The sequence below is a fragment of the Streptomyces sp. SID8374 genome (genome assembly GCF_009865135.1).
GTDB lineage: Bacteria > Actinomycetota > Actinomycetes > Streptomycetales > Streptomycetaceae > Streptomyces.
The window spans coordinates 1,332,218-1,352,345 of sequence record NZ_WWGH01000001.1 but is presented as its reverse complement, the minus strand read 5'-3'; the positions used below and the strand labels follow the sequence as shown (position 1 = coordinate 1,352,345).

Below are 20,128 nucleotides of genomic sequence, written 5' to 3'. Positions count from 1 at the left end.
TGTAACGGTGAAGCTTGATTCCATGTACCAGGAAGTGATCCTGGACCACTACAAGCACCCCCACGGGCGCGGCCTGCGGGACGGCGACGCCGAGGTGCACCACGTCAACCCGACGTGCGGCGACGAGATCACGCTCCGGGTGAAGTACGACGGCGAGACCATCGCCGACGTGAGCTACGAGGGCCAGGGCTGCTCCATCAGCCAGGCCTCCGCCTCCGTGCTGAACGAGCTGCTCGTCGGCAAGGAGCTGCCCGAGGCGCAGAAGATCCAGGCCGCCTTCCTGGAGCTGATGCAGTCCAAGGGCCAGCTGGAGCCGGACGAGGCGATGGAGGAGGTGCTGGAGGACGCCGTCGCGTTCGCCGGCGTCTCCAAGTACCCCGCCCGGGTCAAGTGCGCGCTGCTGAGCTGGATGGCGTGGAAGGACGCGACGGCCAAGGCGCTGTCCGAAGGGAAGACCGCATGAGCGAGAACGAGACCGCGACCATGAAGCCGGCCTCTGAGGAGGAGGTCCGCGAGGCGCTGTACGACGTCGTCGACCCCGAGCTGGGCATCGACGTCGTCAACCTGGGCCTGATCTACGGCATCCACGTCGACGACGCCAACATCGCCACCCTCGACATGACCCTGACGTCCGCGGCCTGCCCGCTGACCGACGTCATCGAGGACCAGGCGAAGTCCGCCACGGACGGCATCGTCAACGAGCTCCGGATCAACTGGGTCTGGATGCCGCCGTGGGGCCCGGACAAGATCACGGACGACGGGCGCGAGCAGCTGCGCGCGCTGGGGTTCAACGTCTGATCCGAGCGCCGGGCACGCTGATACGCCCCGCCGGAAGAACGAGCGAACGGCCATGCCCGCCAGGCACACTGGCGGGCATGGCCGTATCCATGTACCACCTCGCCGTAGACGCCCACGACCTGCCGCTCCTGGCCCGCTTCTGGAGCGCGGTGCTGGACTGGAAGATCCTCTTCGAGGACGAGGAGGAGATCGTCATCGGCGCCCACGAGACCGCGCTGCCGGGCATGTGCTTCCTCCCCGTGCCGGAGGGGAAGACCGTCAAGAACCGGCTGCACATCGACCTGGCCCCCGACGACCAGGACGCCGAGGTGGAGCGCATCCTCGCGCTCGGCGCCCGGCGGCTGGACATCGGGCAGGGGCCGGAGGCCACCTGGGTGGTGCTGGCCGATCCCGAGGGCAACGAGTTCTGCGTGCTGCGCCCGAAGCGGACGCTGACGGACTGAGCCCGGGCCTTACGCGGGGGTGGCCGGCGGCGGTCCGTACTGCTCGGGCACGGTCCGGGCCGCCGCCTCCGCCAGGACCGGGCCCAGGTTCTCGTTGCGCATCCGCAGGTCCACGTACAGCAGTCCGGTCACCAGCGGCGGGAAGATCGACGAGAAGAGCTGGCTCACCAGCCCGCTGAGCATGGACAGCACCACGAAGCCGCCGAACAGGGCGATGATCTGGCCGCCGCTCGGTTCGCCCATCGTGTCCGTGCTGTCCAGGGAGCCGGGGATCATGCCGAGCGCCTGGAACGGCATCTGGATCATGTAGCCGACCATGGTCGCCAGCCCGAAGGCGAGCAGCCCGATGCCGAGGACCCGCCACCAGCTGCCGCGGACCAGCTGCGCCGAGCGGCGCAGGGCCGCGACCGGCCGCTGTGCCTCGAAGACCACGATCGTCGGGGCCAGCGAGAACTTCACCCAGAGCCAGATCGCGACCGGGGCGAGCACCAGCCAGCCGAGAAGGCCGAACAGGAACAGCGGCCAAGCCGTGTCCGAGTCGCCCAGCGAGACGGCGTGGACGATGGTGGCGACCATGGTGACCATGATGACCAGGAAGGGGACGGCCACGGCCAGGGCCAGCAGGAACACCGTGCCGATCATGGCCCAGACCCGCGACCAGGCGCGCTTCCAGACGGTGCCGAAGGTGATCGGGCGGCCCAGGACGGCCTCCTGGAGGACCACCGGGACCGCCGCCTGGACGACGGCCGACGCCAGCAGGTAGGCGATCAGGCCGAGGACCATCAGGACGCCGAACGCGATGCCCAGCGGGACCAGTTGTGCCGTGTCCGGTTCGCCGGGCCCCGTCAGGTCCTCCCAGTTGGCCGCCACGGTCGAGAAGGCGATGACCAGTCCGACGCCCATGACGGCCGTGGCCGCCCCGAAGAGCGCCAGGGCCGTCCCGACCAGCGGTTTCCAGTAGCCGCCGATCGTCGCGAAGGCGCCGCTGAGCATGTCCGAGACCCTCAGCGGCGCCAGGGGTATCACCCCCGGCTTGGGCGGCGCCGCCCATCCGCCGTTCCAGCCACCCGGTCCCTGCGCTCCCCCGTGGAAGGGTCCCCCGCCGTGGGGCGCGCCCCCGTGGAAGGGTCCCCCGCCGTGGGGCGCGCCCCCGTACGGGCCACCGCCCCACCCTGCATCCTGCGCCACTGTCTCTCCGCTCAATATCGTCGGCCCGTACCGCCGGGCCGTTGCGTCGGTCGGCACACCGTAGCGCCCCCGACGTGGGCCGATGATATGTACAGCTGTACGCAACGATGTGTACAGTCGTCCACATGGGATACGCATACGGACTGCTGGCCGCGGCGATCGCGGCGGAGGTGGCCGGGACGACGGCCATGAAGTACAGCGAGGGCTTCACCCGCCTCTGGCCCTCGCTCGGCACGGCGGTGGGCTATCTCATCGCCTTCACCCTGCTCGCCCAGACCCTCAAGACGCTCTCCGTGGGCACCGCGTACGCGATCTGGGCCGGTGTGGGCACGGCGGCCGTTGCCCTCATCGGCATCCTGTTCCTGGGGGAGTCCAGCAGCCTGGTCAAGATCGCGGGGGTGGCCCTGATCGTCGCCGGGGTCGTCGTGCTCAACCTGGGAGGGGCGCACTGATGGCCCGCCGGTACGACCCCGACCGGCGGACGCGGATCATCGACGCGGCGCTGCGCGTGATAGCGGCCGACGGCATAGCGGGACTCAGCCACCGCACGGTGGCCGCCGAGGCGGATGTGCCGCTCGGGTCGACCACGTACCACTTCGGCTCGCTGGACGAGCTGCTGACGGCCGCCCTGCGCCGGTCCAACGAGACCTTCGCCCAGGCGCTGCGCGACAGTGCCGCCTTCACCGGGGAGCCCTCCGCCCGGGGCGCCGACGCCGGACTCGCCGACGACCTGACCCGGGTGCTGGGGGAGTGCTTCGCGGGGGAGCGGGGCGCGATCGAGTTGGAGTACGAGCTGTACCTCGCGGCCCTGCGCCGCCCGGCCCTGCGCCCCGTCGCCGCCGAGTGGACCGAGTCGGCGGTCGAGGTGCTGTCCGCACGCACCGACCCGGCCACCGCGCGCGCCCTCGTCGCGCTCATGGACGGTGTGTGCCTCCAGGTGATGCTGACCGGCTCCGCCTTCGACGCGGCCTACACCCGCGAGATGCTGGCCCGGGTGGTGGAGGGGCGGGGCTGAGGGGGTGCGCACCGCTCGCGGCGGGCGCCGGGGGAGCGGTGCCGGCGGGCGCGGCGGCTGCCCGGGCCGGGGGAGTGGATGCGCACCGAGGAGAACGGGCCGGAAGCTGAGACCGGTTCGCCCGAGCGGGCCCCGGCCGGTTAGGTTTCTGTCCATGACCGACACGACTTCCCAGGCCACTTCCCGTACCACCGGCGCCGTCGCCGCCGGCCTCGCCACCGTCGCCGGTGACGGCACCGTCCTCGACACCTGGTTCCCCGCTCCCGAGCTCAAGCCCGAGCCCGGCCCGGCCGGTACGCAGCGGCTGACCCCGGACGAGGCCGTCAACCGCCTCGGTGAGGGTGCCGCCAAGGCCATCGGTGTGGACGCCCGGCGCGGGGTCGAGGTCGTCGCCGTCTCCACGGTCATCTCCTCACTGGAGGACAAGCCGCTGGACGCGCACGACGCGTACCTGCGCCTGCACCTGCTCTCGCACCGGCTCGTCCAGCCGCACGGCCAGAACCTCGACGGCCTCTTCGGCCTGCTGGCCAACGTCGCCTGGACCTCGCTCGGCCCGGTCGCCGTCGACGACCTGGAGCGGGTCCGCCTCAACGCCCGCGCCGAGGGGCTGCACCTCCAGGTGACCTCGGTCGACAAGTTCCCGCGCATGACGGACTACGTGGCCCCCAAGGGCGTACGCATCGCCGACGCCGACCGGGTCCGGCTCGGCGCGCACCTCGCCGCCGGGACCACCGTCATGCACGAGGGCTTCGTCAACTTCAACGCGGGCACGCTCGGCACATCCATGGTCGAGGGCCGCATCTCCGCGGGCGTCGTCGTCGGCGACGGCTCCGACATCGGCGGCGGCGCCTCCACCATGGGCACGCTCTCCGGCGGTGGCAACGTCCGCATCGTCATCGGCGAGCGCTGCCTGGTAGGCGCGGAGGCCGGTGTCGGCATCGCGCTCGGCGACGAGTGCGTGGTGGAGGCCGGGCTGTACGTCACGGCCGGCACCCGCGTCACGCTGCCGGACGGCCAGGTCGTCAAGGCCCGCGAGCTCTCCGGCGCCTCCAACATCCTCTTCCGCCGCAACTCGGTCACCGGCACGGTCGAGGCCCGCCCGAACAACGCGGTGTGGGGCGGACTGAACGAGGTCCTGCACGCCCACAACTAGCCTCAGGCCGCGAGGAGTTCCTCGTACGCCGCCCGCAGCCCGTCGACCGCCTCGCGGCCGGCGGGCTGTAGCGGTTCCCGGACCGGGCCCGCGTCCAGCAGGGCCTTCGCGGTGACGGTGCCGGGCAGGCCGCCCGCCATCATCAGCTCGGCGAGGCGGACCGTCAGCCCGTTGAGCCGGGCCGCCTCGTCGGTGCGCCCCGCGTCGAACGCGTCCAGTGGCGCCCGCATCTGGCGCGGCGCCACGTTGGCGACGGTGCTGACATAGCCCGCGCCGCCCAGCGCGTACAGCGGGAGGTTCAGCTCCTCGCACCCCGAGTAGTACGCCAGCGAGGTCCGTGCCAGCACCTTCGTGGAGCCGAGCAGGTCGTACGCGCAGTCCTTGACCGCGACGATCCGCGGGTGGTCCGCGAGCCGCAGCAGGGTCTCCGGCGCGATCCGGACGCCGGTGCGGCCGGGGATGTCGTACAGCATCAGCGGTACGCCGGTGGCTTCGGCGATCCGCAGGAAGTACGTCTCCACGGCGGCCTGCGGTGGCCGGCTGTAGTACGGCGGCACCACCAACAGCCCGTCCGCGCCCACCTCTTCGGCCTCCCGCGCGAGCCGCACCGCGTGCGTGGTGTCCGCGCTGCCCACGCCGGAGAGCAGCGGCACCCCGGCACCGACCTCCGCCCGGACCGCCCGCAGCAGATCCGACTTCTCCGCGTCCGACGTGGTGGGCGACTCCCCGGTGGTGCCGCTGAGCACCAGCCCGTCGCACCCCTCGGCCACCAGGTGCGCGGCGTGGGCGCGGGCGGCGTCGAGGTCCAGCGCCCCGGTGGCGGTGAACGGCGTGATCATGGCGCAGAGCGTGCGGCCGAAGGGGCGGGGCGCGGTGGCAGTCATGCCCGAAGTGTCGGCCGTCCGACCGTGAAGGTCTACTTAGATCTGCTTCTCCGGACCGGGAAGAGATGCTGAACAGTGCCCTGGGGCGCCCGCCTGCTGACATGATCGAACACGCGGACGGTGCACGGCCGGGGGCCGCGACGAGGGCGGGCGAGGGGCGGAAGAGATGGGTGAGCGGGTGCGGGGCCGGACGCGGGCGTGGCGAGCGGCCCCGGCGGCGGTCCTGCTGACGCTGCTGACCGGCTGTTCGGGCTTCCTCGTCCCGGCAGGTGAGGGCGAACCCACCCCCACCCCCACCCCGTCCACCCACGCCGCACCGCCGCCCGCGCCCTCCGCCACGCCGCCGGTCGCCGACGTACCGGCTCAGGGCCCGGACCCGTCCCCCACCCCCATCGGGGACTGCCCCGCCTCCGGGGCCGTGGTGACCATGGGGGAGGTGCAGGCCCTGCTGATGAGCCGCGCGGCCGTCCTCACCCTGACCAACTGCGGCTCGAAGCCCTACCGGGTCGACGGCTACCCCTCGGTCCAGGCGCTCGGCGAGGAGGGCGAGCGCCTCCCGGTGAAGGTCAACCCGGCGGGCTCGAAGTTCGGCCGCGACCAGGGCCCCGAGGCGCTCACCCTGAAGCCGGGCGCCACTGTGAAGTCGATGCTCGCCTGGGTCTCCACCCAGGAGGGCGGCGAACTCATCATGGCCGACGCCCTGGAGCTGGCCGCCGCCCCCGACGCCGGGGCGCGGGTCCACCCGCTGGAGGGCCACGACATCCGGTACATGGACGAGCTGAACATCACGGCCTGGCGGGCGGAACTGCCCGAGTGACCGGCGGGGCCCGGCCCTTCACCCGTCGCCCACCGGCACGGTGTGGGTGACCCAGGCCGTGCCGGGCGGCCCCTCCGGCGCCACGTGCAGCAGGAACGAGGCGGGCTCACCGGTGTAGCCGGGCAGTCCCTCCCGCCGCACCAGCCCGCTCTGCCGGTACGTGCTCGGCGCGACGCCCACCGTGCTGCCCGCGAAGGGAGCCGTGACCGGGCGGTGCACATGGCCCGCCAGCACCCGGACGACCCGGGGGTGCGCGGCGACCACCTCGGCCAGCGCGGGGCCGTCCGCCAGCCGCATCGCGTCCAGGAAGGGGATGCCGACCGGGACCGGGGGGTGGTGCAGGCACACGACGGCCGGTACGCCGGGGCGCCGGGCGAGGACCCGGTCCAGCCAGGACAACTGCTCGGGCCCCAGACGCCCGCCGGGCGAACCGGACACCTTCGAGTCCAGCACCGCGACGGTGAGCGCCTGATGCTCCACCTCGTACGTCGTCGTCGTGCCCCCGCCGAGGAAGCGCGTCCCGCCGAACGCCTCCACGAGCACCTCCGGCGCATCGTGATTCCCCGTCACCAGGTGCAGCGGCAGCGGGAACCCGCCGACCGCCTCGCCCACCGCCGCGTACTCCTCGGGCTCCCCGCGCTCGGTGAGGTCGCCGGTGATCACGACGCACTCCGGGTGCGGGTCCAGGGCGAGCACGCGGCGCAGTGCGGCGCGCAGCCCTGCCGCCGGGGCCTGCGCCGAGGGGCCGGTGGTGAGGTGGGGGTCGCTCAGGTGCGCCACGGAGAGGGTCATGCCCCGGCCCCTTCCCCGGGCCTCCCGCCGGGTCACGCGGTCTCGCCGAAGGCGAACGGGGGAGCAGGGGCGGCGGGAGACCCTTGACCCCAACCGGACTTGAGGTGTGACGGTGGTGGCACGGCGCACCGACCGGCGCGCGTGAGAGGGGAGCACCACCATGACCGTGCGGTTCACCGACCGCCCCGACCCGGCCCGTACCGACGCGGGGATCGCCAAGGCCAGCACCTGGGACGTCGGTACGCCGGAGCGGCAGCGGCAGGCCGTCGACGCCATCCGGAAAGCGTGGGAGAGCCGGGGGTGGCCCCACCCCGGGCTGCTCTCGTACAGCGTGTACACGGGCGAGGACGGCCGGACGCTGCTGCACTACTCGCAGTGGGCCGACGAGCGGGCCTACCAGGACTTCGTACGGGAGGGCCGCGACGCCCGCAACGCCGACATCGACGCCGCCGTGCCCGGCATCGAACGCCTCGCCCTGCACACGTACGAGCTGTACCGCTCCGCGCTCCAGGCCGAGGGCGACACTCGCGAGCCCGGGTGCGTCGTGATCGTGGACGTGGAGTTCGCAGGGCCCGACCCGGCGCGGCAACGCGACTGGATCGACGCCGTGTTCGAGGCCCTCGGCAACGAGAACCGGACGCTCGAAGGAGGTGTCGCCGCGCACTTCCACGTCAGCACCGACGGCACCCGGGTCCTCAACTACGCGGAATGGGAGAGCGCCGAACACCACATCGCGGCACTCGCCGCACCCGGTGAGGGGATCGGCTCCCCGTCGCCGCTGTGGGAACGCGTCCAGAAGTACCCGGGCATGACCGGCGGCGGCGTCAACCGCTACACGCCCGCCCTCGGCATGCGGGCCGGGTGACGCCCCGGCGCTGCGGCGGAGTTGCCGGCGTACCCCCGGTGAACGGTGGTGGCCGGTGGCCCGAACCGGGTGGCATGCGGCGAATTGCGTCTAGGCTTGAGCGGCTGAACCGCGTACGCACTCCGTACGCCCCCGAGCACGCACCGAGGAGAACCCCCGATGTCCGCAGAGCGCCCCACCCTGCCGCCGGTCCGGCTGCACTCCGAGGCCGAACTGGCGCGGGACGCGCTCGCCGCACCGCTGTTCGTCCGCGCCGTCCGGCTCGCCCGCTGGGCGGGGCCCGACGCGCGGGTCGGCGCCGGCGGCGAGCTGGTGGAGGCGCAGCTGCCCGCGGCCGCCGAGCACCTGGGCCTGACCGCCGACGAGGACGGTGCCGCGTACGCCAGCGAGGCCTGGCGACTCGCCGTGGACACCGGGCTCCTCGACGTCACGGACCCCGAGGAGGGCGAGCTCCCGGACGGCTCGGAGGACGCAGGCGACTCGGGCGCCCCGAGCGCCTCGGAGGCCGAGGGCACCGTCACCGCGGGCGAGAACCTGGCGCTGCTCACCACCGGCTCCCCGCAGGACATCCTCGGGATCTGGCTCGACGGCCTCGACGCCGTGCACGCCGACGCCACCGCGCCCGTCCTGGACGACTTCGCGGACCTCGTCGGCGAGGACGGCTCCATCGACTTCGACGCCCTCGACTGGGACCCGGAGGCGGAGGCGGAGTTCCTCGACGGGGTCCTCGGCAACCTCTACCTGCTCACCCTCGCCGAGAACGGCGCGGGCGAGGGCCCGGTGCCGCTGCCCGCCCTCGCCGCGTCGATGATCGTCCCCGACGACATGGGCGAGCCCACCGACGACATCCTGGAGCAGGTCTCGGAGGCGATGATGCGCCTCGACGACCAGTTCCGGCTCCTCGAACCCATCGGGATCGTCGAATACCAGCCGGTCGACGAGGCGTTGATGGTCGAGGAGGGCGACGCGGCGGACCCGGCGGCCGTGGCCGACGAGGAGGACGTCACCCGGTACGGGATGGTCAAGCTGACCCCCCTCGGCCTGTACGGCGTCCGGGCCCGGATGCTGGAGGCCGGGGTCGACGCCCCCGCCGTCGGCGACCTCGCCGACAAGGGCGCCGACGCCCTCCTCGACGGCATCGCGTACTACCCGGAGGCCGCCGCCCGCGCCGAGATCCAGCTCTGGCTGGCCGGGCGCGGCACCGAAGGAGCGGTCCCGGCCGCCGCCGAGCTGCTCGCGGCCGCACGCGGCACGGACGAGGGCGCCCCGCTGCGCCGCCTCCACTGCCAGCAGGCCCTCGCCCTCGCCGGCGAGGCGGCCGAACCGGCCGTACGCGCGGTCCTCGGCGACCAGGAACTCGGCGGCCTGGCCCGCGTCTGGCTCGCGGAGCACGGCGCGTCCGACGTCCCGCCCCCGCCGGAAGCGATGATCTTCTGGCTGGCCATCGACACGATCGCCGCCCAACTGGACGCCGACGGCGAACTCGACGAGCTCCAAGGCCTGATCGAGGGCCTCTCCGCCCAGCACAGCGGCTTCTTCGACGAGGTCTGGCGCGTCGACCACCCGGCCACCGCCGACGTGCTGGAGGCCATGGGCCGCCTGCACAGCGACAAGAAGGCGGCGAAGGACGCCCGAAAGGCCGCGTTCAAGGCCCGGTCGCGGGCGGGGGGCTGAGGGGCGTAGCCCGGGTGGGGACGTCTGCTCTTACAAAGCAGGTGTCCTTGCTTCCCGCGCCCACTCCCCGCTCGCGAAATTCCCTCGCGTGGGCGGACACCGGTCCCTAAGGTCATGGACATGCACCTCCCGGTGCGAAGGCCGCGGCTCCTTCCTGTAACGAAATACGCCGCAGCCACTGTTGATCTCGGGAGGCGCGAGCGCCGGGGTGCCCGGTGCGCAGATGACGGATACTTCCTTGATCTGGCGGTTGCGGGTTCGAGTCCCGTCCGGCTCCGGCCGGTAGCTCAAGTGGGCAGAGCACCAGAATGTTCTCCGTCGTCGACCCCGGGCCGTTCGCCGGCCCCGATCTCGGGCACCCCGTTCCGCCGCCGCGCCCTCCCCCAGGAACCAGGAAATCAGGAATTCGGGGGGATTCTCATGGCTCGCTTCAACCGGCGCGTCGCCCAGCTCCGGTCCGCCCTTTCGGGGCCCGCCTCGCCCGTCGCCACCACCGGTGTGCTCGCGGCCAACCACCAGGGCGGTACCGGGCGGGTGCGGGATGCGCGGTCCGAGCTCTTCCTGCTCGCTGTCGCCAACTTCGTGGCGCAGGAGACCTTCTACGAGGGCGGCGAGGAGCGCGACAACCGGTTCGCCGCACTCGTGCGCCGCCTTGCCGTCGAGGACCCCGCCTGGACCGCGGGGCTGCTCCACTGGCTGCGCCGCGACGGGCAGCTGCGGACCGCCTCGCTGGTCGGCGGCGCGGAGTACGTGAAGGCGCGGCTGGACGCGGGGTGCACCGAGGGGCCGGCGAACCGGCGGGTCATCGACTCCGTACTGCTGCGCGCCGACGAGCCGGGCGAGCTGCTCGGCTACTGGACCTCCCGTTACGGGCGCGCCCTGCCCAAGCCCGTCAAGCGGGGCATCGCCGATGCCGTACGCCGCCTCTACACCGGCCGGGCGCTGCTGAAGTACGACACCGCCTCCAAGGGCTACCGCTTCGGTGACGTCCTCAACCTGGTGCACGCCGCGCCGGACCCGGCCAAGCCGTGGCAGGGCGAGCTGTTCCGGTACGCGCTGGACCGCAGGCACCGGCCCGAGAGCGCCGTGCCGCCCGTCGGCGACCGCGCCCTGACCGCGCACCGGGCCCTCATGGAGCTGCCGGCCGCCGAGCGTCGCGCGGTCGTCACCGGGCCCGGCGGCGCCGAGCGGCTGGCCGAGGCCGGGATGACCTGGGAGGCGCTGGCGGGCTGGTTGCAGGGGCCGATGGACGCCGAGGCGTGGGAGGCGGTCATTCCGTCCATGGGGACGATGGCGCTCGTCCGCAACCTCCGGAACTTCGACGAGGCCGGGGTCAGCGACGCGGTCGCGGCCGGGGCGGCGGCGCGGATCTGCGACCCGGAGGCCGTCGCCGCGTCCCGGCAGCTCCCCTTCCGCTACCTGGCCGCCTACCGCCACGCGCCCTCGCTCCGCTGGGCGTACCCGCTGGAGCAGGCGCTCGGCCACTCCCTGAGCCAGGTCCCGGCGCTGCCCGGGCGCACCCTGGTCCTGGTCGACCGCTCCGGCTCCATGTGGTCGCCGCTCTCCGAGCGCTCCCAGCTGAACCGGGCCGACGCCGCCGCCGTCTTCGGGGCCGCCCTCGCGCTGCGCGCCGCCGACGCGGACCTGGTGGAGTTCGGCACGACCAGCGCGCCGGTGGCGTACCGCACGGGCGAATCGGTGCTCAAGGTCCTGGACCGCTTCGGCAACCTGGGCGGCACCGACACCGTGCGGGCGGTGGAGCGCCACTACCGGGGCCACGACCGGGTGCTGATCGTCACCGACGAGCAGGCCTCGTACACCTTCCGTGGCGATGTCACGCGGGGGGTTCCGGACACGGTGCCCGTCTACACCTGGAACCTGGCCGGATACCGGCTCGGCCACGCCCCGTCCGGCGGCCGAAACCGCCACACGTTCGGGGGGCTTTCCGACGCCGCGTTCCGCATGGTTCCGCTGCTGGAGGCGGGGGTAAGCGCTGACTGGCCCTGGTGAGCGCGGGTCACGAATCCGGCACTTCTGGGACCCGGGCGGCAAACGGGCATGGCGTCGGGCCTTCACAGGGCGCATACTCGACTTAATGAAACAGTCAGCCGGATCCCGGCGTCACCTGCCTTCCAGTCCCTTCAACCGCCCGGCCCAGGAGGCCCCACCGGTCGAATGCTTCGATGTGGGCGACAGGGTGTCGCACGACCAGTTCGGGCTCGGCAGAATCCTCGCTGTCGAGGGCGACAACGACGCAGTCCTCATCGATTTCTCGGGGCGACAGGGGAGGATCCTGAGCCCGTACTCCAAGCTGACCAAGCTCTGAGACACCGGACGAGCACGAGCAGCGTCCGCGTTCTCCGGATCCGGGGCACCTGAACCACTTCAGGTGCCCCGGACGCCGTTGCGGCCCTCGGGCCCGGGGGCTACAGGGCCTGGGCGGCGGGCTTGACCATGCCGCGCACGGTGCGTGACTTCACGAACTCGCCCATGGCCGTCATCTCCCACTCACCGCTGAACTGCTTGATGAGCTTGGCCATGATGACGCCGGTCTGCGGCTCCGCGCCGGTCAGGTCGAACCGGACCAGCTCCTCGTCGGTGCGCGCGTCGATCAGGCGGCAGTAGGCCTTCGCCACCTCGTTGAACTTCTGGCCGGTGAACGAGTTCACCGTGAAGACCAGGCCCGTCGCCTCGGCCGGGATGCGGCCCAGGTCCACGACGATCGTCTCGTCGTCGCCCGCGCCCTCCCCCGTGAGGTTGTCGCCGGAGTGCTTGATCGCCCCGTTGAGGATGGAGAGCTTGCCGAAGTAGCAGCTGTCCAGGTGGTTGCGGTTGGGGCCGTAGGCGATGACGGAGGCGTCCAGGTCGATGTCCTTGCCCCGGAACGCGGGCTCCCAGCCGAGCCCCATCTTGACCTGGGAGAGGAGCGGGGCGCCTCCCTTGACCAGCGAGACGGTCTGGTTCTTCTGGAGGTTCACCCGGCCCTTGTCGAGGTTGATCTTCCCGGCGCCCAGGGGCGGGGCGGCGGGCGGTGCCGGGGGAGCGGCGGGGGCCGGCGGGGCGATCCGCGGGTCGACCGGAGCGGCCGCCGGAGCCACCGGGGCGGCCGCGGCCGGGGCCGGCGGGGCGGCCGGCTCCTCGACCGAGACGCCGAAGTCCGTGGCGATGCCGGCCAGCCCGTTCGCATAACCCTGGCCGACCGCGCGGGCCTTCCAGGCGCCGTTGCGCCGGTAGACCTCGATGACCACGAGCGCCGTCTCACTGCCCAGCTGGGGCGGGGTGAACGTGGCCAGCGCGGTGCCGTCGTCGGCGTTGCGCACGGTGGCGGTGGGCTCGATGCCCTGGAAGGTCTGTCCCGCGGCGTCGGGGCTCGCGGTGACCACGATCTTCTCGATGCCGGGCGGGACCGCGGTGGTGTCCACCACGATGGCGTCGGGTGCGGAGCCCCCGCCGGCGCGGTAGGTCACACCGGGGCCCGAGGGCTGGTTGTAGAAGATGAAGTCGTCGTCGGAGCGCACCTTGCCGTCGGCGGTGAGCAGCAGGCCCGAGACGTCCAGCCGCACCGGGGCGGCGACGTCCACCGCCACGCGGACGGCGGAGAGAGGGATGTTCGAGCCGGGGGTCATTGCGGTCATGCACGGGGTAACGAACGACCCTGCTTTGCCGTTCCCTTACCTTTCCGGCCACCCGGCAGACCCCTCTCCGGCACGCCCTTCGGCAGGGTCTCAGGCAGGCCGTGTCCGTAGCCGTCGCGAGGCTCTCGGCGGCGCTCGCGCCGAGGGGCGCGGGCGCCTTGACCGGCCTTCAGGGCTGCCCTAGCGTTGCGTTGTTCATGAATATGGACGCGGATCAGAGTTGTGTACGCTGGAATCTGCTCAGGGAGCGCCCGTGACCTCAGCCCCCCTCGCCGCCCGGCTCACCGAAGCCGCCGGGCCGCTCTTCTTCCCCGTGACCGCCTTCGGGCCCGACGGCACCGTCGACCTCGACGTCTTCCGGGCCCATGTGCGCACCGGGATCGACGCGGGCGCGGCCGCGGTCTTCGCCTGCTGCGGCACGGGCGAGTTCCACGCGCTGACGCGGGAGGAGTTCCGCCTCGTGGTCACCGCCGCCGTCGAGGAGACGGCCGGACAGGTGCCCGTCGTCGCGGGCGCCGGATACGGCACGGCCCTCGCGATCGAGTACGCACGGACCGCCGAGGAGGCCGGCGCCGACGGGCTCCTCGCCCTGCCCCCGTACCTCGTCGTCGCCGACCAGGAGGGGCTGCTGAACCATTACGCGGCGCTCGCGGCGGCCACGGGCCTGGAGACGATCGTCTACCAGCGCGACAACGCGGTCTTCACCCCCGGGACGGTCGTCGCCCTCGCCCGGACGCCCGGGGTCATCGGGCTCAAGGACGGTTACGGCGACCTCGACCTGATGCAGCGCATCGTCAGCGCGGTCCGCAGCCGGCTGCCCGGGGACGCCTTCCTCTACTTCAACGGGCTGCCCACCGCCGAACTCACCGGCCCCGCCTACCGGGGCATCGGCGTCACCCTCTACTCCTCCGCCGTCTTCGCCTTCGCCCCGGACATCGCCCTCGCCTTCCACCGGGCCCTCGCCTCCGGTGACGACGCCCTGGCCGACGGGTTGATCGACCACTTCTACCGGCCGTTCGTCGAACTGCGCGCCAAGGGCCACGGTTACGCCGTCTCCCTGGTCAAGGCGGGCGTCCGGCTCCAGGGCCTGGACGTCGGCGAGGTACGCACCCCGCTCACCGAACCGCCCGCCGCCCACGTCAAGGACCTCATCGAGATCATCGCGAGCGGCCGCGCCCTGCTGGCCGAGCGCGTCTCCGGAAGCGGCCAGGCGTGAAGGCGGGCGCCTTCCTCTACCCGTGGGACGTTGTCGGGGACCCGGCCGCCGCCTCCCGTATCGCTGACCTCGGCGTCCAGCAGGTCACCCTCGCCTCCGCCTACCACTCCACCCGCGCCCTGACCCCCCGCCACCCCGCCCACCGCATCGTCACCGCCGGACACGCGGCCGTCCTCTACCCGCCGGACCCGGACCGCTGGGCGGGCCTCGCCCTCACCCCGTACCGGCAGAGCTGGGTGGCGGGCGAGGACCCGTACGGGGAGGCGGCCGAGGCGCTGGCCGCCACCGGTCTCGAGGTGCACAGCTGGGTCGTCCTCGCGCACAACTCCCGCCTCGGCGCCGAGCGCCCGGACAGCTCGGTCGTCAACGCCTACGGGGACCGCTATCCCTGGGCCCCCTGCATCGCCCGCCCCGCCGTCCGCGCCTACCTCGTCGACCTGGCCGCCGAGGCCGCCGCCCGGCCCGGCGCGCGCGGCACCGAGCTGGAGTCCTGCGGCTGGTACGGCTTCGCCCACCTCCACGCCCACGACAAGGTCACCGGCGTCGGCCTCGGCGACTCGGCGCAGTACCTGATGTCGCTCTGCTTCTGTACGGAGTGCCGCCAGGGGTACGGGGAGGCCGGCGCCGACCCGGACGAGCTGGCCGCCGCCGTCCGCCGCGCCTTGGAACCGGCCTGGTCCGGCAGCGGCTCCACGGAGTCCGGCCGGTCCGGCATCGCCGAGCTGCTGGGCCCCGGCCTCGCGGACGCCACCTGGCGCTGGCGCGGCCGCGTCGCCCGTACGTTCCAGGAAGCCGCCGTCGCCGCCGTACGGGCCGCCGCCCCGCCGGGCTTCCAGGTACTGCTCCACGCCGACCCCGCCCCGTACCGCACCGGAGCCGACGCCGGTGTCGACCCCGATCACATCCTGGCCGTGGCGGACGGTGTGGTGCTGCCCTGCACGGGACCCGACGCCGTACGGGAGGCGGTCCTCGGGCCGTTCGCGGGCCGCGCCGGAGTGCGCGCGGCCAACTTCGGCGTGGTCACCGGGATGGGCGGCAGCCCGGCCACCCTGGAGCGGGACGCGGCCCACGCCGCCTCGCTCGGCGCGGACCAACTGCGCCTCTACCACGCGGGCCTGGCCTCCGGACCGGACCTGGCAGCCGTGGCCGGGGCGCTGTCACGGATCGGGTGAGGCGGAGGGGGCGGGCGGATGTCCTAGGGCCTGTTGCGGAAGTGGACCGCTGGGCAGTTGAGCCCTCTGGATCGGTACAGTCGCGTGCATGCTGAAGCCACTACTGCGTGCAGTTGATGCGGGCGGCCGTACCGTGGACGACCCGACCGAGGAGGCCCTGCACGACCTGTTGGCCGAGATGAGCCTGTCGCACCGGTTTGTAATCCTGGACAGACTCGATCTGGAGCCTGCGGATCAGCATTACATTCAGGTGTACCTGAACGATGACCTCAGCTACCGGGTCGAGTACCGCGAAGGCAGTGCGGAGGAGCACTACCAGGCCCATGTTCCCAGGGTCCATGAAGTGTTCGGCCCGGAAGAGTCGACCGCCAAGGTGATGATGGACTGGGCTCACGATCGACAGGGATGGCGCGAGGCGTTGCCGTGGACCCCGATGCCTTTTCGGTGAAGGATCACAGCCACTCGTTGATCTCCGCGACCAGGACTGTCGCCTCGTAGCGGACAGCGAGCTTGTCGTACCGCGTGGCGACAGCGCGGTTCCTCTTGGGGCGGTTGATCCCGCACTCGACCGCGTGGCGCTCGCGGTAGTCGAGCGGGTCGAAGCGCGGCGGCCGGCCGCCGCGGGAACCGGGCCTTCGGCGGTTGCGGGCCTGGTCGGCCTTGTCCGGGATGGTGCAGCGAATCCCGCGCCGGCGCAGGTAAGCCCGGTTCCTGCGGGAGGTGTACGCCTTGTCGGCCCGCACGCTGTCGGGGCGGACGCGAGGCCGTCCCGGACCGATGCGGGGCACGCGGACCTTGTCCAACACCGCCTCGAACTGCGGTGAATCCCCGCGCTGCCCGGCCGTCACCACGATCGACACGGGCTTCTGCCCCTGCTCGACCGCCAGGTGCAGCTTGGTCGTGAACCGGCCACGCGACCGTCCCAGCCCGTGATCGACTGGCTCGGTGGAAGTACCACCAGGCGGCTCCATCTGCAGGCCGCCCTGCTTACAGGCCCCGGCTGCATACTGATGAGCGCGGCACACTGTGGAGTCGACGCTCAGGTCCCACGTGATCGCCCCTTCCGCATCGGCCAGGGACTGGAGACGGGTGAAAAGCCGGTGCCAGGTGCCGTTGCGCTGCCACCGGCGGAAGAGGTCGTAGACCCGGCTCCACGGTCCGTACTCGGCGGGCACGTCCCGCCACGGAACGCCGGTCCGGACCCGGAACCGTATGCCGTCGATCAGCTGCCGCCGAGGCCAGACGGGCGGCCGCCCCAACCTGGCACCCTTCGGCGACAGCGGCTCCAGCACCGCCCACCGCTCGCCCGTGAGGTCTCCCCGACCCATGAACCGTGATCATCCACAGCCCAAGATCCACTTTCGATACAGGCCATAGGTCCTACGAGTCCGTCGCGCGGTGTGCCTCCGCGCGCTCCACGAAGATCCGGTGCAGGTCGCGGGCGGCCCGGGTGACCGAGCCCGAGCGGCTGCGCTGCACCACCAGGAGCACCTTGGTCGTGTCGTCCTTCAGCGGGCGGCAGGTGATCGTGCCGGTGCGCTCCAGCGGGTCCCCGATCACGCTGTAGTCCGGGAGCACGGTGACGCCCAGGCCCTCCGCCACCATCAGCTTGCCCATCTCCGCGCCGTCGGCGGAGTACGAGAACGAGGGCACCCGGCCCTTCAGCAGCCGGTGGGTGAAGCGGTGCATCAGATAGCCGGCCCGCATCACGATCAGCGGCTCGCGCAGCAGGTCGTCCACCCCGACCGACTCCAGTGCCGCCAGCGGGCTGTCGGGGCGCAGGCAGACGACCGGGCGGCCCCGGAGCAGTTCGGTGGTGTGCAGGTCGGGGGCGAGGTCGTCGCCCTCCAGGTAGTTCACCAGGCCGAGGTCGACACCGCCCTCCAGCAGGGAGCGGTGGATCACCGACTGCTGGGCGGCGATCACCTCCACCTCGGTGGCCGAGTGCAGCGCGTGGAACTCCCGGATCGCCGGTACGAGGAGGGGGACCGTCGCCGCGAACACCGTGCCGAGCCGGACCGTACGGCTGGTGCGGTGCTGCTCGTCGGCGGCCCGGCGCAGCCGGTCGACCGCGTCCAGCACCCCGATGATGTGCGGCAGCAGCTCGCGCCCCGCGTCACTGATCGTCGCCCCCGACCGCTTCCGGTCCAGCACGGCCACCCCGAGCTCGCGCTCCAGATTCCGTACGGTCTCGCTCAACGCGGGCTGGGACAGGTGCAGTTCCTCCGCCGCCCGGCGCAGCGACCCCAGCCGGGTGACGGCCTCGATGTACTCCAGCTGTTCGATCCGCACGGCGGCCCATCCCTCCGGTCAGGCTTCGGTGGAAGGGAAACCCTATCGCTCCCTCGCGGATGCCTTCTCGACCTGGAGCGTTCCGGCGCCCTACTCTGGAACCCGAAGGCGTCCCCGAACTCACCGGGTGTCCGCCGCGGAACGCGAAAGGAGAGGGATGTGCGCCGCTTGACCCGTCGCCGCCACATCGACCTCGGCCGCGTTTCCAGCGCCTTCTGTTGTCGCGAAGTCTGAGGAGAGCCTCCCTCCTTCGCGCCCCCGGGTACGCCGTGCACCTCCGCGTACGCCGTCGCGCCCGTGCGGTGACCGCCGCAGCCGGAACGCTCTGCTCCTCCCGCGCCCCTCGCCCCTGATCGGGTTTCTCGATCACCGGGCCCACTCCGCCGCGCCCAGCCCTCCGGGAGAACCCCATGCCCACTCCGTCCTCCGCCGACCCGGTCCGCTTCGCGTACTGGGTGCCCAACGTCAGTGGCGGCCTCGTCACCAGCACGATCGAGCAGCGCACCGACTGGGGGTACGACTACAACCGCGAACTCGCCGTCCTGGCCGAGAACAACGGCTTCGACTACGCCCTGAGCCAGGTCCGCTACATGGCCAGCTACGGCGCCGAGTACCAGCACGAGTCCACCTCCTTCAGCCTCGCCCTGCTGCTCGCCACCCAGCGGCTGAAGGTCATCGCCGCCGTCCACCCCGGCCTCTGGCACCCCGGTGTCCTCGCCAAACTGGGTGCCACCGCCGACCACCTGAGCAACGGGCGGTTCGCCGTCAACGTGGTCAGCGGCTGGTTCAAGGACGAGTTCACCGCGCTCGGCGAACCCTGGCTGGAGCACGACGAGCGCTACCGCCGCTCCGAGGAGTTCATCCGGGCCCTGCGCGCAGTCTGGACCGAGGACCACGCCGAACTCGCCGGGGACTTCTACCGCATCCGGGACTTCACCCTGAAGCCCAAGCCGATCGCCTCACCGCACCGCCCGCACCCGGAGATCTTCCAGGGCGGCAACTCCACCGCCGCCCGGAAGATGGCCGGCCGCGTCTCCGACTGGTACTTCTCCAACGGCAAGGACTTCGACGGCGTCACCGAGCAGATCGAGGACGTCCGGGCCGCCGCCGAGAGCGCCGGACGCACCCCGCCCCGCTTCGGCCTCAACGGCTTCCTCATCGCCCGCGACACCGAGGCCGAGGCCCGCGACACCCTGCGCGAGATCGTCGCCAAGGCCGACACGGAGGCCGTCCACGGCTTCGGCTCGGCCGTCAAGCAGGCCGGAAACTCCACCGCCGACGGCAAGGGCATGTGGCAGGACTCCTCCTTCGAGGACCTCGTCCAGTACAACGACGGCTTCCGTACGGGGCTCATCGGCACCCCGGAACAGATCGCGGAGCGCATCGTCGCCTACAAGCGCCTCGGCGTCGACCTGCTGCTCCTCGGCTTCCTCCACTACCACGAGGAGGTCGAGAACTTCGGCAAGAAGGTGCTGCCGCTGGTCCGCGAGCTGGAGGCCGACGCCCGTTAGCTCCGCCCCCGCCCGGCACTTCCGACCGCCCCCTCCCAGAAACGAGGCTCCCATGGCCACCGTCCTGTCGGTCTCCGGCAGCCCCTCCGCCACCTCCCGCACCGCCCGGCTGCTGCGCCACCTCGACGCCGACCTGAGCGCCCAGGGCCACGAGGTGATACCCCTCGACGTCCGTACGCTGCCCGCCCAGGCCCTCCTCGGCGCCGACTTCGCCCACCCCGAGATCGTCCGTGCCACCGAACTCTTCGCCCGCGCCGACGGCATCGTCATCGGCACGCCCGTCTACAAGGCCGCCTACTCCGGGCTGCTCAAGACGCTCCTGGACCTGCTGCCCCAGTACGCGCTGACCGGCAAGACCGTCCTCCCGCTCGCCACCGGCGGCACCACCGCCCATGTCCTCGCCCTCGACTACGCGCTGCGGCCGGTGCTCTCCTCGATGGGCGCCGCGCACATCGTCCCGGGCTGGTTCGTGCTGGACCGGCACATCACGGCGGGCGAGGACGGATCGGTCGTCCTCGACCCCGCCTCCGCCGCACCCCTCGACCAGGTCGTCGCCCAGTTCGCCGCCGCCCTGGACCGGACCGCCCCCGTCCCCGCCACCCGCTGACCCCGACCCGTACCCCTTTGGAGGCTGGCCCCGTGACCGCGCCGACCCGACGACCACCCCTCACCG

Annotated in this window: 22 protein-coding genes; 16 read left to right on the top strand and 6 right to left on the bottom strand. The window is 72.5% G+C overall.

Features of this window, described 5'->3' with window-relative positions:
* The first annotated feature begins 7 nt into the window (after positions 1-7).
* The 3 genes from sufU to GTY67_RS06075 all read left to right on the top strand — a co-directional run bounded on the left by sufU (position 8) and on the right by GTY67_RS06075 (position 1,241).
* Positions 8-463 (top strand): Fe-S cluster assembly sulfur transfer protein SufU, encoded by a 456-nt coding sequence (sufU, locus tag GTY67_RS06085; RefSeq protein ID WP_031125575.1) that lies wholly within the window; start codon positions 8-10, stop codon positions 461-463.
* Positions 460-798: a metal-sulfur cluster assembly factor gene (locus GTY67_RS06080; RefSeq protein WP_015607822.1), complete on the top strand. Its 339-nt coding sequence runs from the start codon at positions 460-462 to the stop codon at positions 796-798. The genes sufU and GTY67_RS06080 overlap by 4 nt, the downstream gene beginning before the upstream one ends.
* A 77-nt stretch (positions 799-875) precedes the next feature.
* Positions 876-1,241: a VOC family protein gene (locus GTY67_RS06075; RefSeq protein WP_161278026.1), complete on the top strand. Its 366-nt coding sequence runs from the start codon at positions 876-878 to the stop codon at positions 1,239-1,241.
* Positions 1,242-1,250: 9 nt separating this feature from the next.
* Here GTY67_RS06075 and GTY67_RS06070 read toward each other — a convergent pair whose 3' ends face one another.
* Positions 1,251-2,234, bottom strand: a complete 984-nt coding sequence (locus tag GTY67_RS06070) for a hypothetical protein (RefSeq protein ID WP_161278025.1) — start codon at positions 2,232-2,234, stop codon at positions 1,251-1,253.
* A 320-nt stretch (positions 2,235-2,554) separates the two neighbouring features.
* Here GTY67_RS06070 and GTY67_RS06065 point away from each other — a divergent pair, with 320 nt between their 5' ends.
* The 3 genes from GTY67_RS06065 (at position 2,555) to dapD (ending at position 4,597) form a co-directional block, all read left to right on the top strand.
* Positions 2,555-2,881 (top strand): multidrug efflux SMR transporter, encoded by a 327-nt coding sequence (locus tag GTY67_RS06065; protein WP_093686458.1) that lies wholly within the window; start codon positions 2,555-2,557, stop codon positions 2,879-2,881.
* Entirely contained in the window at positions 2,881-3,444 is a 564-nt protein-coding gene (locus tag GTY67_RS06060) for a TetR family transcriptional regulator (protein WP_161278024.1), read from the top strand. Before GTY67_RS06065 ends, GTY67_RS06060 begins: the two co-directional genes overlap by 1 nt.
* Positions 3,445-3,598: 154 nt before the next feature.
* A complete protein-coding gene (gene dapD, locus GTY67_RS06055; protein WP_015607815.1) occupies positions 3,599-4,597 on the top strand; it encodes a 2,3,4,5-tetrahydropyridine-2,6-dicarboxylate N-succinyltransferase in 999 nt (332 codons plus the stop codon).
* 2 nt (positions 4,598-4,599) lie between these two features.
* Here the strand turns inward: dapD and dapA are convergent, their stop codons facing one another.
* Positions 4,600-5,481 carry a 4-hydroxy-tetrahydrodipicolinate synthase gene (dapA, locus tag GTY67_RS06050; protein WP_093686460.1) on the bottom strand — a complete coding sequence of 294 codons (882 nt, stop codon included), beginning with the start codon at positions 5,479-5,481 and terminating at the stop codon, positions 4,600-4,602.
* Positions 5,482-5,647: 166 nt separating this feature from the next.
* On the opposite strand from dapA, the gene GTY67_RS06045 reads away from it, so the two are divergent.
* Positions 5,648-6,298: a DUF4232 domain-containing protein gene (locus GTY67_RS06045; protein WP_161278023.1), complete on the top strand. Its 651-nt coding sequence runs from the start codon at positions 5,648-5,650 to the stop codon at positions 6,296-6,298.
* Between the two features lie 18 nt (positions 6,299-6,316).
* On the opposite strand, the gene GTY67_RS06040 is transcribed toward GTY67_RS06045, so the two are convergent.
* The gene (locus tag GTY67_RS06040) at positions 6,317-7,090 is read right to left on the bottom strand and encodes a phosphodiesterase (protein ID WP_161278022.1); all 774 of its coding nucleotides are present in this window, start codon (positions 7,088-7,090) and stop codon (positions 6,317-6,319) included.
* Positions 7,091-7,250: 160 nt separating this feature from the next.
* Between GTY67_RS06040 and GTY67_RS06035 the strand changes: the two genes are divergently transcribed.
* From GTY67_RS06035 to GTY67_RS34450, 4 genes are all read left to right on the top strand, one after another.
* Complete coding sequence (locus tag GTY67_RS06035; protein ID WP_161278021.1) at positions 7,251-7,955, top strand: antibiotic biosynthesis monooxygenase; 705 nt, start codon at positions 7,251-7,253, stop codon at positions 7,953-7,955.
* A 159-nt stretch (positions 7,956-8,114) separates the two neighbouring features.
* The gene (locus GTY67_RS06030; protein WP_161278020.1) at positions 8,115-9,629 is read left to right on the top strand and encodes a hypothetical protein; all 1,515 of its coding nucleotides are present in this window, start codon (positions 8,115-8,117) and stop codon (positions 9,627-9,629) included.
* Between the two features lie 420 nt (positions 9,630-10,049).
* Entirely contained in the window at positions 10,050-11,639 is a 1,590-nt protein-coding gene (locus GTY67_RS06025) for a TROVE domain-containing protein (RefSeq protein WP_161278019.1), read from the top strand.
* Between the two features lie 85 nt (positions 11,640-11,724).
* Complete coding sequence (locus tag GTY67_RS34450) at positions 11,725-11,955, top strand: hypothetical protein (protein WP_003969918.1); 231 nt, start codon at positions 11,725-11,727, stop codon at positions 11,953-11,955.
* A 100-nt stretch (positions 11,956-12,055) separates the two neighbouring features.
* Here GTY67_RS34450 and GTY67_RS06020 read toward each other — a convergent pair whose 3' ends face one another.
* Positions 12,056-13,264, bottom strand: coding sequence for a TerD family protein (locus tag GTY67_RS06020; RefSeq protein WP_161278018.1), 1,209 nt, complete (start codon positions 13,262-13,264; stop codon positions 12,056-12,058).
* Positions 13,265-13,517: 253 nt separating this feature from the next.
* Here GTY67_RS06020 and GTY67_RS06015 point away from each other — a divergent pair, with 253 nt between their 5' ends.
* From GTY67_RS06015 to GTY67_RS06005, 3 genes are all read left to right on the top strand, one after another.
* Complete coding sequence (locus GTY67_RS06015) at positions 13,518-14,480, top strand: 5-dehydro-4-deoxyglucarate dehydratase (RefSeq protein WP_161278017.1); 963 nt, start codon at positions 13,518-13,520, stop codon at positions 14,478-14,480.
* Complete coding sequence (locus tag GTY67_RS06010) at positions 14,477-15,652, top strand: hypothetical protein (protein ID WP_161278016.1); 1,176 nt, start codon at positions 14,477-14,479, stop codon at positions 15,650-15,652. The genes GTY67_RS06015 and GTY67_RS06010 overlap by 4 nt, the downstream gene beginning before the upstream one ends.
* 88 nt (positions 15,653-15,740) lie before the next feature.
* The gene (locus GTY67_RS06005) at positions 15,741-16,100 is read left to right on the top strand and encodes a hypothetical protein (RefSeq protein ID WP_202461336.1); all 360 of its coding nucleotides are present in this window, start codon (positions 15,741-15,743) and stop codon (positions 16,098-16,100) included.
* 4 nt (positions 16,101-16,104) lie between these two features.
* Here the strand turns inward: GTY67_RS06005 and GTY67_RS06000 are convergent, their stop codons facing one another.
* Together GTY67_RS06000 and GTY67_RS05995 are read right to left on the bottom strand one after the other, a co-directional pair.
* Positions 16,105-16,980: an IS5 family transposase gene (locus tag GTY67_RS06000; protein WP_161278015.1), complete on the bottom strand. Its 876-nt coding sequence runs from the start codon at positions 16,978-16,980 to the stop codon at positions 16,105-16,107.
* A gap of 52 nt (positions 16,981-17,032) precedes the next feature.
* Positions 17,033-17,944, bottom strand: a complete 912-nt coding sequence (locus GTY67_RS05995) for a LysR family transcriptional regulator (protein WP_093688332.1) — start codon at positions 17,942-17,944, stop codon at positions 17,033-17,035.
* A gap of 410 nt (positions 17,945-18,354) precedes the next feature.
* On the opposite strand from GTY67_RS05995, the gene sfnG reads away from it, so the two are divergent.
* Both sfnG and ssuE read left to right on the top strand, forming a co-directional pair.
* Positions 18,355-19,455 carry a dimethylsulfone monooxygenase SfnG gene (sfnG, locus tag GTY67_RS05985; protein ID WP_161278014.1) on the top strand — a complete coding sequence of 367 codons (1,101 nt, stop codon included), beginning with the start codon at positions 18,355-18,357 and terminating at the stop codon, positions 19,453-19,455.
* Between the two features lie 52 nt (positions 19,456-19,507).
* Positions 19,508-20,062 (top strand): NADPH-dependent FMN reductase, encoded by a 555-nt coding sequence (gene ssuE / locus GTY67_RS05980; protein WP_161278013.1) that lies wholly within the window; start codon positions 19,508-19,510, stop codon positions 20,060-20,062.
* The last annotated feature ends 66 nt before the right edge of the window (positions 20,063-20,128 follow it).

What these genes read in the sequence shown, in the direction of transcription:
- GTY67_RS06080 (WP_015607822.1), top strand. Translation starts at nt 460, where the DNA reads ATGAGCGAGAACGAGACCGCGACCATGAAGCCGGCCTCTGAGGAGGAG.
- GTY67_RS06075 (WP_161278026.1), top strand. Translation starts at nt 876, where the DNA reads ATGGCCGTATCCATGTACCACCTCGCCGTAGACGCCCACGACCTGCCG.
- GTY67_RS06070 (WP_161278025.1), bottom strand. Translation starts at nt 2,234, where the DNA reads ATGCTCAGCGGCGCCTTCGCGACGATCGGCGGCTACTGGAAACCGCTG.
- GTY67_RS06065 (WP_093686458.1), top strand. Translation starts at nt 2,555, where the DNA reads ATGGGATACGCATACGGACTGCTGGCCGCGGCGATCGCGGCGGAGGTG.
- GTY67_RS06060 (WP_161278024.1), top strand. Translation starts at nt 2,881, where the DNA reads ATGGCCCGCCGGTACGACCCCGACCGGCGGACGCGGATCATCGACGCG.
- dapD (WP_015607815.1), top strand. Translation starts at nt 3,599, where the DNA reads ATGACCGACACGACTTCCCAGGCCACTTCCCGTACCACCGGCGCCGTC.
- dapA (WP_093686460.1), bottom strand. Translation starts at nt 5,481, where the DNA reads ATGACTGCCACCGCGCCCCGCCCCTTCGGCCGCACGCTCTGCGCCATG.
- GTY67_RS06045 (WP_161278023.1), top strand. Translation starts at nt 5,648, where the DNA reads ATGGGTGAGCGGGTGCGGGGCCGGACGCGGGCGTGGCGAGCGGCCCCG.
- GTY67_RS06040 (WP_161278022.1), bottom strand. Translation starts at nt 7,090, where the DNA reads ATGACCCTCTCCGTGGCGCACCTGAGCGACCCCCACCTCACCACCGGC.
- GTY67_RS06035 (WP_161278021.1), top strand. Translation starts at nt 7,251, where the DNA reads ATGACCGTGCGGTTCACCGACCGCCCCGACCCGGCCCGTACCGACGCG.
- GTY67_RS06030 (WP_161278020.1), top strand. Translation starts at nt 8,115, where the DNA reads ATGTCCGCAGAGCGCCCCACCCTGCCGCCGGTCCGGCTGCACTCCGAG.
- GTY67_RS06025 (WP_161278019.1), top strand. Translation starts at nt 10,050, where the DNA reads ATGGCTCGCTTCAACCGGCGCGTCGCCCAGCTCCGGTCCGCCCTTTCG.
- GTY67_RS34450 (WP_003969918.1), top strand. Translation starts at nt 11,725, where the DNA reads ATGAAACAGTCAGCCGGATCCCGGCGTCACCTGCCTTCCAGTCCCTTC.
- GTY67_RS06020 (WP_161278018.1), bottom strand. Translation starts at nt 13,264, where the DNA reads ATGACCGCAATGACCCCCGGCTCGAACATCCCTCTCTCCGCCGTCCGC.
- GTY67_RS06005 (WP_202461336.1), top strand. Translation starts at nt 15,741, where the DNA reads ATGCTGAAGCCACTACTGCGTGCAGTTGATGCGGGCGGCCGTACCGTG.
- GTY67_RS06000 (WP_161278015.1), bottom strand. Translation starts at nt 16,980, where the DNA reads ATGGGTCGGGGAGACCTCACGGGCGAGCGGTGGGCGGTGCTGGAGCCG.
- sfnG (WP_161278014.1), top strand. Translation starts at nt 18,355, where the DNA reads ATGCCCACTCCGTCCTCCGCCGACCCGGTCCGCTTCGCGTACTGGGTG.
- ssuE (WP_161278013.1), top strand. Translation starts at nt 19,508, where the DNA reads ATGGCCACCGTCCTGTCGGTCTCCGGCAGCCCCTCCGCCACCTCCCGC.